Raw genomic sequence first — 16233 nt, forward strand, 5'->3', positions numbered from 1 at the left:
ATAGAGTCTTAAAAATGTCATTTTTGGAACTCCTTTTTTGGATCATTTACTATTAACGAATTAACGAGTTAACGAATTCCGAATTAACCAATCCCCAATTATCCAATCCCCAATTAACCAATCTTCGATTAACTATTTTTTCGCCACCGGAATAATTTCTCCCTTAGCGAGCCTGTAACGATCCACCAGGCCGGAATCCATCTTTGAGGTAAGATCAACTTCTTCCACTTTGAAACCGATGCTTCTCAGTTTATCAAAATAATCTCTTCCGTAAACCCGCACATGATCGTACTGGCCAAAGATCTTAGCCCGCTCTTTTGGATCTGTGATGCTGTCGTCTTCAAAGGTTCCTTCCCTGTTTAGATCCTGTGGAATTTGAAGAATAGCTGTTCCGCCGGGAGTCAGGATCCGGAATAATTCCTGCATCGCTTTCTCATCATCGGGGATATGTTCCAGCACATGATTACAGAGAATAAAATCAAAACTGTTGTCTTCGAAAGGCAGATCGCAAATATCGGCTTTCACATCAGCTAAAGGCGACTCAAGGTCAGTCGTGGTGTAATCGAGGTTTTCAAGCTTCCGGAATCGCTTGTAAAAAGCTTGTTCCGGAGCAAAATGTAAAACCTTATGCGGCGCGGTAAAGAAATTGGTGTGTTCCTTCAGGTAAAGCCATAAAAGACGGTGACGCTCCAAAGAAAGGGTAGAGGGCGAAAGCACATTCTCCCGTTGATTCTCATAGCCGTAGGGAAGGAACTTTCTGAATGATTTTCCGTCAATTGGATCCGTATAATTATCACCCCGCAAACTGATCAAAAGAAAAGGCCTCGCCAGGTAGCTCAACCTAATCAATAATGGTCTCGGTACCCGGTTTAGAAAGAATTTAAAAAGTTTTTTGATCATAGTAGAAGACTCCTTCGGATGCCCGGGATCTAAAATTCCATTTTATGAGCTCTGAACTCGTCCTCTTCATCGCTTTGGATGCCAAGGGCTTCATAAATATAGTGGAAAGTTGATAGTAGCTCGGGTTTTCCGTCTATGAGAGCCACATCGTGCTCAAAGTGAGCGCTCGGTTTATTGTCGGCCGTGAGGATAGTCCAGCCGTCCTTCAATTGTTTGATGCGGTGAGTACCGGCATTGATCATGGGTTCGATCGCCACAACCATACCTTCGATGAATTTCTTACCGCGGCCTCTTTTTCCGTAGTTCGGCATTTCGGGATCCTCGTGCATTTTTTCTCCCAATCCGTGACCAACCAGTTCTCTTACCACTCCAAACCCATGTTTTTCGGCGTACTGCTGAATAGCAAATCCAACATCACCTACCCGGTTTCCGGCCTTGAACTCTCTAATTCCTAAATAGAGCGATTCTTTTGTAACCCTTAGCAACTTTTCTGTTTCAGGGTCTATTTCTCCAATAGCAAAAGTGTAAGCATGGTCTCCATAAAATCCATTTTTCAGAGCTCCGCAGTCAATCGAGATAATATCGCCTTCCTTTAAAGGTTCGTCATTCGGAATTCCGTGAACCACCTGTGCATTCGGACTCATGCAAAGGGAATTTGGAAAATCATACATTCCTAAGAAGCCGGGTTCTGCACCGTGATCGCGAATAAAGGTTTCAGCAAGTTTATCCAGGTGAAGCGTAGTCACTCCCGGTTTTACTTCCGAAGCCAGCATTCCCAGTGTCCTGGAAACGATTAACGCACTTTCCCTTAAAAGTTCAATTTCTTCTCTGCTCTTGGGTATGATCATGATTATTTTTTAAAAAGTTTTAGCAGGCCTTTTTTCTTCTGCGGAAGGGAAGCAGCTTGGGCTGTAGTCCCCGTTAATTGATGATAGATCTCTCCCCAGGGTGGAAGCCCGTTGATGTTGCGATCGTCTATAAAAAGATCAGCAAGGATCTTTCGGCTAATTCCTTCTTCGTACTTTTCCTCAGGATAACTTTTATTGACGGCATAGAATTGGATTCCCTTGTTTTCACAGAATTCCACCGCTTCCTGAAGCTTGATCCCGCTACGATAGGTCCACAAAATGATCTGGTGGCCTTCTTCCTGCAGCTTCAGTAGGGTTTCAAAAGCAAAAAGAATGGGTTTCCCTATTTCCGGATACCGGTTCTCCACCAGCGTACCGTCAAAATCTACCGCAATTGTCAACATTTTTCGCATGGCACAAAAATAACAAGAATAACAGAAAACGACCTTTTTAAAGGTTTTTTGTTATTCGTAAGGATTAGTATATTCCTGCCCCGTGACTATCTTAGCGATATCTTCTTCAAAAGTTTCCTGCGGAAATTCAACAAACCTGTTCACCTCTTTGCCATCCTTGTAAAAGATAATTGTTGGTACATAGTGTACATTATATTCAGTCTGCAGATCTCCCGGCAGGGTCTTTTCTTGGGTCACACCCCGCATATTGAGGTTCTCCATATTGAATCCACTCTCCTGTAGCACTTTGTATAGCTTCGGGATTTCCCGCTGGCTATCAGCACACCAGGTTCCCATAAAAGCCTTTATTTCATAATCCTTAATGTTACTTTTTATAGCATCAAAAGTCTCTTTAGAAGGTTTATACGACCTGTACATAGGATCAAACCAGGCGGAGTGGGGAGGTTGTTCGAGATCCTGCATGGAGATCTCTCCTACAATAATTTCTTCCTGCTCATTGGATTCTATCGTCGAGTTGGATTCTTTCATCGCAGTGTCCTGTTTTCCCGAACTTCCACAGGAAAGCGCCCCTGCAATAAGTAGGAGGGTAAGAAATGACTTCATATTAAAAAAGGGGTTTTTGGGTCATTAATTCCGGTTGTTCAATTCCCATTAATTTAAGAATAGTAGGAGCGATGTCTCCCAATTTTCCATCCTTAAGTTCCTTCACATCCTTATCGACAAGGATGAACGGCACCGGATTGGTAGTGTGCGCCGTGTTTGGGCTGCCATCGGGATTGATCATCATATCACTGTTTCCATGGTCGGCAATGACAAGCACAGAATAGTCGTTATCTACTGCAGCTTCTATTACTCTTTTAGCACAATTGTCTACAGTTTCGCAGGCTTTTACAGCTGCTTCAAAAACGCCGGTGTGACCCACCATATCGGGATTTGCGAAGTTAAGGCAGATAAAATCAGCTGACTTCTTATTTATTTCAGGCACGATCTCATCAGTGACCTCATTAGCACTCATCTCCGGTTGCAGGTCGTAGGTTGCTACCTTTGGGGAATTTACCATAATGCGGTGCTCTCCGTGAAAAGGCTTTTCCCTTCCGCCGGAAAAGAAGAACGTAACGTGTGGGTATTTTTCTGTTTCGGCAATTCTGATCTGTGATTTATCTGCACGCTCAAGTACCTCTCCTAAAGTGGCTTTAATATCTTCTTTTCCGAAGACCACATTAGTGTTCTTAAATGTTTCGTCGTAACGGGTCATAGTGACGAAGTAGAGCGGTAGTTTGTGCATATTCTGCTCCGGAAAGTCCTTTTGAGACAGAGCCTCGGTCAGTTGTCTTCCGCGATCTGTCCTGAAATTGAAAAAGATCACCACATCCTCTTTTTGCAAGGTGGCTACGGGAGAATCATTTTCTGTAACTACAATAGGTTTGATGAACTCATCAGAAACATTGTTGTCATAGCTTTTTTGAATGGCGGCAACCGGGTCTGCAGTTTTTTCTCCTTCTCCTTTTACGATAAGGTCATAGGCCAGTTTCGTTCTTTCCCACCTTTTATCCCGGTCCATAGCATAATAACGGCCAATAATGGAAGCCAGTTTCCCATTGGTGCTCTTCAAATGTTGCTGCAATTCCTCAATAAAACCTTTTCCTGAGAAAGGGTCCACATCACGACCATCGGTAAACGCGTGTACATATTTGTTTTTCACTCCGGATTCATCTGCCGCCGTAAGCAGCCCTTTCAGGTGATTTATGTGGGAATGCACTCCGCCGTCACTTACCAGTCCCATAAAATGGACGGGTTTATTGTGGACTTTCGCGTATTCAAATGCCTGTTGCAGCACCGGTTCATCTTTGAGACTGTTGTTCTCTACCGCAAGGTTGATCTTTGCAAGGTCCTGGTAAACGATCCTTCCGGCACCAAGGTTCATATGTCCCACTTCACTATTTCCCATCTGCCCGTCTGGTAAACCAACGTTCATTCCGTCGGTGCGAAGGGTGCTGTGAGGATATTTTTGGTATAAAGAATCTATAAAGGGAGTATTTGCCTGGGCTACCGCTGAAGTTTTAGGATCCTGTCCTATTCCCCAGCCATCCAGGATCATAAGGATAACTTTTTTGTTCATGTGAAAATTAATTTCCGTAAAGATAAGAAATCTCCATTGTGGGCGCTTCGGGCTTTCTCGTAATGTTTTGAAAAATTAAAGATTTCTAAAAAAGGAACTCTTAAAAAACTTTAACGTTAAAAGCTGGGGCAGCTACAATATTTTTACAATTTTTAAGTTCTCTAAGAAGGAATATAAACTTGTTAAAACCCTCATTTTAACTGTTTTAATCTCTATTTTTGAGGTTTTGGTATGACCTTTGAATAATTATAGGCACTAACCTACTTTAACAAAACGATATGATAAAGAAACTTATGATCCTTGCAGTTGTGTTAACTGTATCTTTCGCCTTCGCTACCAACCTGCCTGCTAAAGAAAAAGAGTCTGCTTCCGTAGAGAAAACCCTGAAAATAGCTGATAAACCTGAAGTACTTTCTGCAGAGGAAGAAAGACTGGCTTTATATGAAGCTTTTGAGGCTGTAAATTCTTCAATGCCTTCCCAAAACGTTTTTACAGATGCCCTTAAAGGATATGAAAAACTGGAAGCCGAAGATCATATTGAAAAGGAGATCCTGACAGTTGTTGATTTCAGCCTTCCATCTACCGAAAAACGCATGTGGATCCTGGATATGACCACTAAAAAAGTACTTTTTCACACCTATGTTTCCCACGGAAAGAACACCGGCGGAAAAATGGCTACAAAATTCTCAAACACTCCTAATTCCCTTCAGAGCTCTCTTGGGTTCTATGTAACTGCGGAAACCTACTACGGAAAGAACGGACTTTCCCTGTTCATTGACGGAATGGAAGAAGGATTCAACGATAATGCACGTGACCGTTATGTAGTGGTTCACGGAGCCGATTACGCTAATCCTGGTGCTATTAAAAGACTGGGAAGACTGGGAAGAAGTTATGGTTGTCCTGCTGTTCCTACCGCTCTTTCAAAAGATATCATCAATACTATAAAAGGTAAATCGGTACTTTTTATCTACCATCCCAACAAAAATTACCTTCAGAATTCACAGTTTTTGAACCCACAGGTAGCTTAATTCTTAAGTAATTGATCGTAGATCTTCTTGTCAAGATCATACACATCGTTAGTAAATACAGTTTTATTACCGGCCCTCCAGGCTGTCCAGTATAGATGATGGACCCTGAGGGGCCGATCTATTTTTACCTGCATCGTTTTACCGCTGTTGATCACTTCCTGAATTTTTTCTTCATCCCAATCTTCCTGATCTTTCAGGATGTAAGCTGCAAGATCAACCGCGTTTTCCACCCGTACACAACCTGAACTTTCTGCCCGCTGATTCTGCTCGAACAAAGCTTGCCCCGGCGTATCGTGGAGATAGACCAGAAAGCGGTTAGGATAAATGATCTTCAACCGCCCCAATGGATTGGAAGGTCCTGCCGATTGTACAAAGCTGTAAGACCTTACCTGTGGTGAGCTCCAGTCAATGAAGGCAGGATCAAGTTTTTCTCCTGCGGAATTGAACACGCTCATATTGTGACTTGCCAGGTAATTTCCATCTCTTGAAGCCCGGGGGATCACATCCTGTGTCTTTATAGTTGGTGGGATATGCCATTTGGGATTTAGGACAATGTATTCGGTTATATCTGAAAATATAGGAGTGGGGCGGGCTCTGCTTCCGGCGATCACGCTGTGCTGCCGAATAGTATCCCCTTTTTTCACCACTGCCAGTTTGAAATTCGGAATATTGATGACTACATAGTGTTCACCGAGATCTCGTGGGTACCAGCGCCAGCGTTCGAGATTCGCCAGGATCTGTCCATATCTTTCGGCTGGACCGAGATTGAGCTCTTCGATCGTGGAATTGCCAATAATGCCATCGGTGAGGAGACCTCTTTCCTTCTGAAAGCTTTTTACCACTTCCTGCAAGCTATCGGAGTAGAGACTATCCGGAGTATTCTTCGGAAGCGTATAGCCAAGGTCCTTAAGTCGTGAAGCGACAGCCGGAATTCTTGGGTCATATTCTCCTTTTCTTATAAGATCTCCCTTTGAAATTTGGACCGAAGTTCCGGATTCCTCCTTTTTACTATACTCAAGAAGGGATCGTTTAAGATCTGAATAGATCTGATGCTTTGGTTTGAGGTCATTTAAAACCTGTGCAGGTTCTTCTTTATTCACGACTTTATTTAAAGTCTCAAAAAGGTCATTTTCGGCTCGCTCTATTCCCCAGCTTTCATTGAGTTTTCGGGGGTCGAGGTGTCCGTAGTAGAGGTCATGAGCATAGTTGAGAAAAGCATCCGTAAGCAGCAGGTCCAGTTTAGCGGCAGCTCCTGCATCAATTTTTGTTTCTCCTTCCAGGATCTTGTCCAATTCCTCGCCCTGGTACCATTGGTAATTGAGTCCTTCTTCCGGTGCTTTCTTTAGCTCATTAAGGAAGGAATTCCTTATTTCCGCATCATCCCATACGGCTTTATAACTCCTGCCTGCATAAAAGGAGTCCACCAGTTTCTGTTGTTTGAACTTTAGACCGGAATTGTCATTTTTGACCAGCCTCTGTATCTCTTGAGGATCTGCTGTGGGAACAGTCCGCACTTTTTCCGAAGCTGTTTCGGAAGGGGCAGGATCGGCAGGAGCCGATCTGTTTTCCGAAGAGTCATTGCACGCGACAAGTAGCCCTAACCCGAGGATGAATTGGAATACAAAAAATACCGATCTCTGTTTCTTCATGGAAATCTTCTCTAAATGCAGATCTTACAGCTGTTGGAACATCACTATGTGCATACACACATTGGGGATCATAAAAGATCCGCCTTTTGTCTGGTAGCCGAATTTGGAATAGAACCCGACGGCCGACTCCCTCGCATTGAACCAGAGTAGGGAATCTTTACACCTGCTCTTTATTTCCTGTTCTCCCTTCAACAACAGCTGCTTTGCTAATTTCATTCCGCGGTATTCGGGTAAAACAGCCATTCCCCGAAGTTGGTATTGGCAATCTTCCCGGAAATAAGGATGGGAACGTTTCATATAACTGGCTATTCCTACGAGCTGGTCCTCGTGATAAACGCCGAGATGAAAAGTGCTGTCGTCATTGTCTCCTTCAAAAATAACTTCTTCGGGTGGACGATCAGGTCTTAACACCGACTGCCTTACCGAATAGGTGTCTTCGGCCGAAATTTGCTGTACTTTGGGAGTTTTCAGGAGCTGGAAATTATTCGGTTGCTCTTACATCCTTATATTCCGGATGACGTTCAAATTGTTTGGCGGCATACTCGCAGAGAGGATCTATTTTGAGATCGTTTTCTCTGGCGTATTCCACAGAATGCTTTACCAGGCTACTGGCCAGGCCTTCTCCTGTGTTTTCCGGTTCTGTTTCGGTATGATCAAGGGTCATTACATTATTGTCCTCTACGGTATAGGTGAGTTCGGCTACTATTTCCCCATCTTTCTCAATAAAGAACATTCCTTTTCCATTTTCTTCTTTCTGCTGAATATCTTCCTTCATTACATATGTTTTTTAAGTACCTCGTCCACGATTCCGTATTCAATAGATTCCTCAGCATTCATCCAGTAATCGCGGTTAAAGTCCTTTATGATGCGATTGTAATCCTGGTTACAATTCTTGGCCAGGATCTTTGCGCTAATGTCTTTTATTTTCAAGATCTCAGCTGCCTGTATCTCAATGTTTGAAGCCTGTCCCTGCGCTCCGCCACTGGGTTGATGGATCATCACCTTCGCGTGCGGCTGCACGAATCTTCTTCCTTTTGCTCCTGCTGAAAGTAGGATGGAAGCCATGGATGCTGCCAAACCTGTGCAAATCGTGGAAACCGGACTATTAAGAGAAAGCATGGTGTCGTAGATAGCAAAGCCTGCAGTAACATAACCACCGGGACTGCTTATATAGAACTGTATCTCATCATTGCTCTGGGAATCGAGGTACAGCATTCTTTCTATGAGATGTCGGGCGGTCTTTTCATCTACCTGTCCCCATAAAAATATTTTCCGTTCGTTAAGGAGGGAGCGGTCTATCTGGTCCTGAATTTTTCCTGCTTTTTCTTTATTATCCATTCTGAATTTTTCTGGTTTGTTTAGCTAAAAATATGACTATTTTCGCAGAAAAATCGGAAATGAAGCTGGCATTTAACAAGATTTTAAAGGAGGAATTTCCACCTCTCCTTCCGCAGGTGCAAACTTTTATGGGACATCAGTTAGCTGATGAACTTTTGCTTAACCGGTTTATGGAAATGTTCGACCAGAATTATGAGTGCTTTGGAATTTTTCTGGATGAAGAACTGGTGGGTATCTTCGGCTTGTGGTTTATGACCCGTCACTACGCCGGAAGGTCCTGTGAACCTGATCATATTTATATTAGCGAAGAACATCGCAGCAAAGGGATTGGAAAGAAACTTTTTGAATTCATTTCCGGATATGCCCGTGAAAAAGGCTGTGAGACCTCAGAGTTAAATAGTTACGTAAGCAACTACCGGAGCCATAAATTTTACCTTAATGAGGGGTATGAAATAAAGGGATATCATTTTTTAAAAAAGCTGTAAATTTTTTTGGAGCAATTCTAAGTTTCAGTTTATATTTGCACTGCAAAGGCGGGAGTAGCTTCCCGACTACTCGGGAGTAGAGCGTCAGCCTTCGTGAATTAATAAAATCTACCAATGCGGGAGTAGCTCAGTTGGTAGAGCGTCAGCCTTCCAAGCTGAATGTCGCCGGTTCGAACCCGGTCTCCCGCTCAAAAGCTTCACCGAAAGGTGGAGCTTTTTTTTTGCGGGAGGGCGGGTGAGAATCCCGAAGGGCCCGGCCTGTCTGCCGGAGCACGCGTAGGCAGATCTCCCGCTCTTAAGCTTCACCGAAAGGTGGAGCTTTTTTTATTCCAGAAAATGATCTTGGAAAGAAGAGGCCAGGGGGAGAATCCCGAGGCCTCGGGTCCGGCGAAGTCGGGGGGAACCCGCCCGGCCTGTCTGCCGGAATCCTTAATTATCCTTAGTTTTTTCAAACCCTCCAGAAATTCTTAATCTGTTAATAAAATCTTTAATTTTTGAGGAATTTGGAATTTCTAATGTTAATATTATTACCTTACAGGGAGTAAGAACTTTAAAACCATTAAAAATGAGACAGATCAATCCATTTTTCCTAATTGGTACCCTTGGAATGTTGCTTACCTCCATTCTTCATATCTTGATGGCTGTTATTCTCACTGAAGAAGGTGTTAATTCTTCTTTCTCCATCTTGTATCCTGTCTTCATTGGTTTCCTTATTGTAGGTACTGCGGTGATGATCAAAAAGAAAAGATCCCTGAACAGATAATTTCTTAAATTGTTCCCAAAATTTTTTGGGATCTATGGAAATAAAAAATCTCTCCGCCACTCCGGTGGAGATTATCATTGATTGCTTTCTGAAATCTTTTCAGAATTATTTTGTCACACTCCCCACTGACCATCAATATTGGAAAGATCGCTTTCACAATGTCAAAGTAGATTGGTCACTTTCTTTTGGAGCTTTTGAAAACGAAAAGCTCGTCGGTTTCATCATAAACGGAATTGATGTCCACAATGGAAAATTAACTGCTTATAATACCGGCACCGGAGTCTTACCTGAATTTCGGGGACGACGGCTGGTGGATAAAATGTATGAGCAGGCATTTCCAGAATTCAAAAAAAATGGGATCGAAAAATGCCTTTTAGAAGTGATAGTTGAAAATACCCCTGCCAAAAAGGTATATCAGCGCATTGGATTTTCCATCACCAGGAATCTGCGCTCTTTTTCAGGAGAGATTTCCAATACTTCTGAAGCAATAAAGCCGGAGTTAACAACATATTCCGAAGTTCTCCAAACCGGTCTTTATGATTCAGAATCTTATTGCTGGGAGAGTAGGGCAGAAGCCGTAAAAATGGCTGAGGAGCTGACGAAATCTTATTTAGTAAGGGACGTTAAACAAAATGTTGAAGGATATTTCACGCTGGGCCAGGCAGGCAATATTATTCAGCTGGAGGAAAAAGATGGCAATTATTCGGCACTTTTGAATAGTGTGGGTACACTCGAGGAAAACGTAAAACTCAAGAATGTTGCCTCAGACAGGAATAAATTGATCTCTGAACTAGAAAACAGGGGTTTTAAAAATACGGTCAACCAACATGAAATGGAACTGTTGCTGTCTTGATAAGATTCTTCACTTAAAGTTTCCTGCTCTTTATACTTCAGATAGAATTTATTATAAAAAAGATCCGCTCTAAAGTAGCGGATCTTCTTATAAACCTGGATCTGTCGGTTTTAATTCATAAAAGAAAGATCTGTAATCAGTTCAATATTTTCCCTTTTTTGAGCCTCCAGCGTCTGCATAATCCGGTTGCGGTGATTTGCACCAACCAGGATCAAAACTTTTTTCGAGGGGTTGTTTTGGATAAGGTCTAGAGCATTCTCGGTAATACTGCTATCCCGGTTCTTGTTGAATTCGGAATATTCCGCGTATTTGCTGTTTTCAAATAGGCTGTCTTCCAACAGGTATTGTTGTCTTGTGAGGCTGTCATATTCTCCTTTCAAAAATTCTTCTGCGGAATAATTGAGGGCAATACGCATTTGCTCCTGTTGTATCTCCGGAATTCCCGCTTTTTCGTATTGCTGTACGAGCACAGAATCGGTTTTCATTAGTTGACCCAGGTATTTGATCTTCGCAGGTTTATAAACCGTATCCCTGAACATGGCAATATTTACAGTTTCATCGCGGGTGTCCGGGCTGTAAAAATCTATTCCTGCTACTTTTCCGGGGAAAGAATCCCTGATCTGAATGAATTCAAGAGGGTAGAACTTGTCCAGAGTGTCGTTGTCAAGAGCCATATCCTCCTGCCGAATTTCCACCCCGATCACATCAGCCTGATAGGCTTTCACGATCTCCATAAGGTCATCGTACGTGTAGTTCGGATTCATTTCATGTGCCCCGTGAAGGGTAGGAAGCACCAGCACCTGTGTTGGCTCGGGAGTGTTGCAAGCTGTTAACAATACAACAGCCAAAAGCATCATTAATTTTTTCATTTTTTCAAATAGTTTAATGCGGCCTGCAGGGCCACATCTTGTTGATCAATTATATTTTGCAGGGTAGGTTTTACTTCAATATCGGGTTTTATACCAATTCCAATGAACTCGGAATTATCAGGAAAAAGATCCCTTTTGGAACACACCGCACCCATGCCTCCAAAAGGCAGGGGAAAAAATAAAGGTTGTCCGGTACTGCCGCCGGTGGGCTGACCTATGACCACTCCGCGCTTCATTGTCTTAAAGGCCGTGAGAAAATCTTCGGCTGCCGAGTAAGTGTCAGGACCTGCAAGCACAACTACTTTTCCTTTAAAAGTGGGTCCTTTATAAGGTTTCCAGTCTCCCTGCGTAAATTCAAGTTCATCTGGTGCCTGACCCCAAGCTCTTAGTGGAGGGCGATAATGCCTTATCACACTTTTTGATGTAAGGAAAGTACTGTCAGTGAGGTAACCAAGCAGTTCGTAGCCGTTATTTCCATTGCCGCCACCGTTGATCCGCAGATCTACAACCAGATTTTCAGGATGAGGTAACTTCTGAAAGATACTATCTAAATATGGGACGAGGCTTCCGTCATTAAAGGTATTGATTGTCAGCAATACGGTCTTCTTATTCAATTTTTTATAGTCAAAACCTTTCGCCGCCGGGAACATCTGTTCATTCCTGATACGGGCAAAATTTTTCTGAATAACTTTCCCCGTTGGGGTTTTGATCTCCAGTTTGACCGGCTCATCCAACGGTCCGCGGGTGAGGAAAAAAGCATACATGCGAGCAGTTTTATCGTGTGGTGTACTCGAACTCACATAAGGTGCAATATGCTCTTCAGCATATTCGGTAACCGGAAGTTCATTGATCTTTAAGATCACCGTTCCGGGTTGTAACTCCCGGTAGGCCTCCAGTTCACTGTCAAGAAGGGTGATCACCACCTGCCCTTCAACCAGCTGGGTGCGGATAGGAAGGCTGCTGGAAAGTTCCTCCCAAAGTTCCTTTGGCGGAAGAATGAGGCTGTGGCCATCTTTAAGATTGGTGTAAAAATTCGTGAGCACCTTGTAATACTCAGCCTTTGTATCAGCTTCCAGTACCTTCGGGATATAATTGTAGTAGATGCTGTCCCAGTTGGCCTCGGGAATGAGATCAAAATTTGCGAAATTGAATTTTGCTTCTGCCCAGGCTTTACTTAGGCCCGCGATCTTGGTTGCCGGGCTAAGACTATCTCCAAAAAAGCTTCTTTCAAATACCTTTTTAAATTGTTGTGTATACGCTGTGCTGTCAAAGCTCTGCGCCTGTATCCCTAGGCTGCAAAGGCAGGCCAGGAAAAATATTTTTTTCATATCTTCAATAAAAGGCATTAAAATTAATAAAAAGAAGTGGGTAAAATCCTACCCTGTGTAAATAAAAATGTTTTTAATCCCCCTTCAAAAATGCCTTTTTTAAGACCTCTTTAAAATGACAAAAATCGAAACTTTTTCACTTGAAAATCTTTTACCGTATGGAGGTGAGACATTTTACTTTGGAAAGATCCTGACGCCAACAGAGGCTGAACATTATTTTCAGCAGCTTCTTCATTCCCTCGACTGGAAGCAGGACGAGGTGATCATCTTCGGAAAAAGGATCGTCACAAAAAGGAAAACTGCCTGGTATGGAGAAAAGGAATATGAATACACCTACTCCAAGATCACGCGGAAGGCAAAGCTCTGGACTCCGGAATTGAAGGCTTTAAAGCAAAAGGTCGAAGAGTGTACGGGACTACCATTTAATTCCTGTCTGGTCAATTTGTACCACAGTGGGGAGGAAGGAATGTCATGGCATTCCGATGCCGAAGCTGAACTGGGAAAACATCCGGCGATTGCATCATTAAGTCTTGGGGCCGAGCGTAAATTTGTACTAAAGCACAGGGAATCCAAAGAAAAAGTTTCCGTAGACCTGGAGAACGGCAGCCTTTTGCTGATGCAGGGAGAAACTCAGAGGAACTGGCTGCACAGCCTTCCAAAGACTAAAAAAGTAAAGGAACCGCGGATCAACCTTACCTTCCGGAATATCAAAAAAGTTAAAAAATAGAATATCCGGTCAACGTGGTAAGTCTCTCCAATGCGGCCATACCCAGAGCCGAATTTCCTTTCGGGTTCAATGGAGGGCTCCATACGGCTACGGCGTAATGATTGGGATTTACTGCTACAATTCCTCCGCCAACGCCACTTTTTCCGGGAAGGCCTACCTCAAAACTAAATTCCCCTGCTTCATCATAGAAACCACAGGTCTGCATAAGGGCATTCATCCTTTTCACCTGTCTGCCTGTAAGAAATTCCCGCTCAGAATTCAGCAGGGTTCCGTGGTTAGCATAGATGATAAAAGCCTGCGCCAGTTCCCTGCACGACATGGAAATGGAGCATTGGTGAAAGTAAAAGTCCAGCACATCTTCCACATTATTTTCAATATTTCCGAAGGACTTCAGGTAATTGACCAGGGCAAAGTTTCGGTAACCTTCAGCTTTTTCTGAAGCTGCTACAGTTTCATTGAAGCCAATGCTTGTGTCCCCGGTGATCTCGTGCAAAAACGCGAGTAAGGCGGCCTTGGGATTGGTGAAATAAGAAACCAGCACATCTGCCACTACCAGGGCGCCGGCATTGATATAAGGATTCCGTGGAATTCCGGAGTCATTTTCCAGCTGTGACAAAGAGTTAAAAGGGTCACCCGACGGTTCCACGCCCACCCGGTTCCAGAGATCATCACCCACCATTTTCATGGCAAGGCTAAGCGTGAAAACCTTGGAAATTGATTGAATGGAAAAACGCTCAAAACTATCCCCAAAATGGTAATTATTACCATCGATATCGTACATGTGCATACCGAATTTAGAGGGTGGTACTTTAGCCAGTTCGGGAATGTAGGATGCCACCTTGCCTGAAGGCTGCACCTTGGAAAATTCCTGTTGTATCTGGTTGAGGACGGTTTGATATTCCATTTTAGTAGACTTGGTTCAGGGAACAACCCGGTTTGACCTCAAAAGGTTCTTTTTCGGCTTCGAAGATCCGGGCATTCAGGTCGCCTTTGAGAGTAATTTCCTTACCCTTTACCTCCAGCCAGCTTCCTTCCCGAAGTCCCACAACAGGAGGAGTGTTGAATTGATGGAATTCCTTGATACGTGTTTCCCGTGTCTCTCCTTTGTGGGTAGAGTTGGGATTGGGATCGAGATAATGTGGATTGATATTAAAAGGCACCAGGCCAAGAGTAGTAAAACTTGGTGGGTACACTATAGGCATATCATTGGTGGTCTTCATGGTAAGTCCGGCGATATTGGTACCTGCACTGGTTCCAAGATATGGAACGCTGTTTTCTAAAGTTTCTTTTAGCGGAACCAGGAGCAAATTCTGGTAAAGGCTTTGCACCAGTAAAAATGTATTACCACCACCGGTAAATATTCCCTGTGCGGTGCGAACAGCTTTAACAGGATCTGGATATTCATGGATCCCTTTCACCTGGAACCCTATCTTTCCGAAGGCTTTTCTCGCAAGGTCGGTGTAGGTATCATGTGAGATCCCTCCCGGCCTGGCATAAGGAATGAACAGTATCTCTGAACATCCCGAAAAATGCTCTTTTAGAGTAGGGAGTAAATATTCAAGATAATCCTGGCCGTGCAGGGTGGAGGTGCTGGCGAGTATAAGATTCTTCATGGGTGCTGTTTTCCGTAAAATTACTTAAGAATCTGCGGCTATCCTAATCGTAGTTTAGCTGTTGGACATTGGCTATTAAATGTCATAATCCATCTTTTGTTTTCTCTCAAGGTGGGGTGAGCGGTAGAAAGAGAGCTAATAGCTAAAGGCTAAAAGCCAAAGGCTCTTTGTCGTTTTAACAAAGCTTTAGTCGGAAATTAGATTTTTCTAAACAATAGATTTTGTTCCTTTAAGAAAAGTCACAGCATGAGAGTTCTATTGTCCCTTTGTTTTTTGTTCTTCAGTTTCTATAGTTCAGCCCAGATAGGGGAGCGCGTAATGGCTAACGGAGAGATCACTGTGCCTTTGGGAGAAGATCCTGAGGGAGTCGGAATTGTTAACAGGACTGCTTTGCAGGCCACGGTTTCAGATCAGGCAGGTCTTTTTCAGATCCCGGTCAAGGTAGGCGATACCCTGGAATTTTCTTCCCTGCAGTTCCAGGACTTTACCATAGTGATAGACAAAGGAGTTGTGCAGAACAAAAAGCTCCATGTATTCGTTTCAAAAGCAGTCACTGTTTTGCCTGAAGTTGTGGTGAAGCCTTATGATCTTTCCGGAAATGTACGGGTAGATGTGGAGATCATTCCTGTGGCAAAAACTGATCTTCCCAATAAATCGGCTGCCGAGATCGATCCTTATGAATGGAAATTTCCACCGGACTCTATTGTGTCTCCACGGAATGCTGCAATGAAGGAGGCGGTGATATTCAGTGGGGGAAATTTCGCGAATATCTTTCGTGATATCTATACTTCCCGGGATGAGATTACCAATCTCGGAAGAGAAGAAGATATTGATGAGCAGATCCTACTTTTGTACGATGATGACTTCTTTAAGCAGAATCTGGACATCGAAAAAGAGAATATTTACGAGTTCATTTATTTCGCTGAGGACCATGGTTTGACCTCTGCCATGCTCAAACCTGAGAATGAGATGCAACTTATTGAATTCCTCGTGGCCCAAAGTCAGAAGTACAAACAAAGAAAGGCAGAGAATTGATTTCTGATATTACGGTCTAAGGCTTCGACTATTCGGCTGCGCCGGCTCAGCATGACAATGGTTCTCTTGATTTTTGAATTTCGTTTCCTTCATGAGATTGCTTCGCTATCGCTCGCAATGACGGTGGTATGAATGAGGAGTTTACAAGTGGCATCGACTATTCGGCTTCGCCGGCTCAACCTGACAATGGTTTTCGTGATTTTTGATTATCGTTTTCTTCATGAGATTGCTTCGCTGTCGCTCGCAATGACGGGAGCAAGAAAAG

19 protein-coding genes and 1 tRNA gene are annotated in these 16233 nt (G+C 43.4%); 7 read left to right on the top strand and 13 right to left on the bottom strand.

From position 1 onward, the window contains the following. Window positions 1-132: 132 nt before the first annotated feature. The 5 genes from ACNORC_RS05680 to gpmI are packed head-to-tail and all read right to left on the bottom strand — an operon-like array spanning window position 133 to window position 4280. Window positions 133-897, bottom strand: a complete 765-nt coding sequence (locus tag ACNORC_RS05680) for a class I SAM-dependent methyltransferase (protein WP_418335379.1) — start codon at window positions 895-897, stop codon at window positions 133-135. 32 nt (window positions 898-929) lie between these two features. Beyond that, window positions 930-1748, bottom strand: a complete 819-nt coding sequence (gene map / locus ACNORC_RS05685) for a type I methionyl aminopeptidase (protein WP_418334656.1) — start codon at window positions 1746-1748, stop codon at window positions 930-932. A 2-nt stretch (window positions 1749-1750) separates the two neighbouring features. Further along, the gene (locus ACNORC_RS05690; RefSeq protein ID WP_418334657.1) at window positions 1751-2161 is read right to left on the bottom strand and encodes a BT0820 family HAD-type phosphatase; all 411 of its coding nucleotides are present in this window, start codon (window positions 2159-2161) and stop codon (window positions 1751-1753) included. Window positions 2162-2212: 51 nt separating this feature from the next. After that, window positions 2213-2764: a TlpA family protein disulfide reductase gene (locus tag ACNORC_RS05695; RefSeq protein WP_418334658.1), complete on the bottom strand. Its 552-nt coding sequence runs from the start codon at window positions 2762-2764 to the stop codon at window positions 2213-2215. A gap of 1 nt (window position 2765) precedes the next feature. Next, on the bottom strand, window positions 2766-4280 hold the full coding sequence (gene gpmI, locus ACNORC_RS05700; protein WP_418334659.1) for a 2,3-bisphosphoglycerate-independent phosphoglycerate mutase: 1515 nt from the start codon (window positions 4278-4280) through the stop codon (window positions 2766-2768). A gap of 278 nt (window positions 4281-4558) precedes the next feature. Between gpmI and ACNORC_RS05705 the strand changes: the two genes are divergently transcribed. Beyond that, on the top strand, window positions 4559-5308 hold the full coding sequence (locus tag ACNORC_RS05705; RefSeq protein ID WP_418334660.1) for a murein L,D-transpeptidase catalytic domain family protein: 750 nt from the start codon (window positions 4559-4561) through the stop codon (window positions 5306-5308). Here the strand turns inward: ACNORC_RS05705 and ACNORC_RS05710 are convergent. The 4 genes from ACNORC_RS05710 to ACNORC_RS05725 all read right to left on the bottom strand — a co-directional run bounded on the left by ACNORC_RS05710 (window position 5305) and on the right by ACNORC_RS05725 (window position 8295). Continuing rightward, window positions 5305-6957 carry a L,D-transpeptidase family protein gene (locus ACNORC_RS05710; protein WP_418334661.1) on the bottom strand — a complete coding sequence of 551 codons (1653 nt, stop codon included), beginning with the start codon at window positions 6955-6957 and terminating at the stop codon, window positions 5305-5307. The genes ACNORC_RS05705 and ACNORC_RS05710 overlap by 4 nt on opposite strands. A 24-nt stretch (window positions 6958-6981) precedes the next feature. Further along, window positions 6982-7368 (bottom strand): GNAT family N-acetyltransferase, encoded by a 387-nt coding sequence (locus tag ACNORC_RS05715; RefSeq protein WP_418334662.1) that lies wholly within the window; start codon window positions 7366-7368, stop codon window positions 6982-6984. A 70-nt stretch (window positions 7369-7438) separates the two neighbouring features. Further along, complete coding sequence (locus tag ACNORC_RS05720) at window positions 7439-7732, bottom strand: GNAT family N-acetyltransferase (RefSeq protein ID WP_418334663.1); 294 nt, start codon at window positions 7730-7732, stop codon at window positions 7439-7441. Continuing rightward, complete coding sequence (locus tag ACNORC_RS05725; RefSeq protein WP_418334664.1) at window positions 7732-8295, bottom strand: ClpP family protease; 564 nt, start codon at window positions 8293-8295, stop codon at window positions 7732-7734. The genes ACNORC_RS05720 and ACNORC_RS05725 overlap by 1 nt, the downstream gene beginning before the upstream one ends. 32 nt (window positions 8296-8327) lie before the next feature. Between ACNORC_RS05725 and ACNORC_RS05730 the strand changes: the two genes are divergently transcribed. The 4 genes from ACNORC_RS05730 to ACNORC_RS05745 all read left to right on the top strand — a co-directional run bounded on the left by ACNORC_RS05730 (window position 8328) and on the right by ACNORC_RS05745 (window position 10396). Continuing rightward, a complete protein-coding gene (locus ACNORC_RS05730) occupies window positions 8328-8780 on the top strand; it encodes a GNAT family N-acetyltransferase (RefSeq protein WP_418334665.1) in 453 nt (150 codons plus the stop codon). Window positions 8781-8896: 116 nt separating this feature from the next. Beyond that, window positions 8897-8969: transfer RNA gene (locus tag ACNORC_RS05735), tRNA-Gly, on the top strand. 376 nt (window positions 8970-9345) lie between these two features. Continuing rightward, entirely contained in the window at window positions 9346-9543 is a 198-nt protein-coding gene (locus tag ACNORC_RS05740) for a hypothetical protein (protein ID WP_418334666.1), read from the top strand. Window positions 9544-9577: 34 nt separating this feature from the next. Further along, window positions 9578-10396, top strand: coding sequence for a GNAT family N-acetyltransferase (locus ACNORC_RS05745; RefSeq protein ID WP_418334667.1), 819 nt, complete (start codon window positions 9578-9580; stop codon window positions 10394-10396). A gap of 110 nt (window positions 10397-10506) precedes the next feature. On the opposite strand, the gene ACNORC_RS05750 is transcribed toward ACNORC_RS05745, so the two are convergent. Together ACNORC_RS05750 and ACNORC_RS05755 are read right to left on the bottom strand one after the other, a co-directional pair. Further along, window positions 10507-11265, bottom strand: coding sequence for a hypothetical protein (locus ACNORC_RS05750; RefSeq protein WP_418334668.1), 759 nt, complete (start codon window positions 11263-11265; stop codon window positions 10507-10509). Further along, a complete protein-coding gene (locus ACNORC_RS05755; RefSeq protein WP_418334669.1) occupies window positions 11262-12593 on the bottom strand; it encodes a S41 family peptidase in 1332 nt (443 codons plus the stop codon). Before ACNORC_RS05755 ends, ACNORC_RS05750 begins: the two co-directional genes overlap by 4 nt. 115 nt (window positions 12594-12708) lie before the next feature. On the opposite strand from ACNORC_RS05755, the gene ACNORC_RS05760 reads away from it, so the two are divergent. Next, window positions 12709-13320 (top strand): alpha-ketoglutarate-dependent dioxygenase AlkB family protein, encoded by a 612-nt coding sequence (locus tag ACNORC_RS05760; RefSeq protein WP_418334670.1) that lies wholly within the window; start codon window positions 12709-12711, stop codon window positions 13318-13320. On the opposite strand, the gene ACNORC_RS05765 is transcribed toward ACNORC_RS05760, so the two are convergent. Further along, entirely contained in the window at window positions 13310-14224 is a 915-nt protein-coding gene (locus ACNORC_RS05765) for a glutaminase (protein WP_418334671.1), read from the bottom strand. The genes ACNORC_RS05760 and ACNORC_RS05765 overlap by 11 nt on opposite strands. A gap of 1 nt (window position 14225) precedes the next feature. Continuing rightward, entirely contained in the window at window positions 14226-14933 is a 708-nt protein-coding gene (gene pepE / locus ACNORC_RS05770; RefSeq protein ID WP_418334672.1) for a dipeptidase PepE, read from the bottom strand. 246 nt (window positions 14934-15179) lie between these two features. Here pepE and ACNORC_RS05775 point away from each other — a divergent pair, with 246 nt between their 5' ends. Next, entirely contained in the window at window positions 15180-15968 is a 789-nt protein-coding gene (locus ACNORC_RS05775) for a BamP family beta-assembly machinery protein (RefSeq protein WP_418334674.1), read from the top strand. The last annotated feature ends 265 nt before the right edge of the window (window positions 15969-16233 follow it).

The organism is Salinimicrobium soli (genome assembly GCF_048323655.1).
In the GTDB taxonomy this organism is placed as follows: domain Bacteria; phylum Bacteroidota; class Bacteroidia; order Flavobacteriales; family Flavobacteriaceae; genus Salinimicrobium; species Salinimicrobium soli.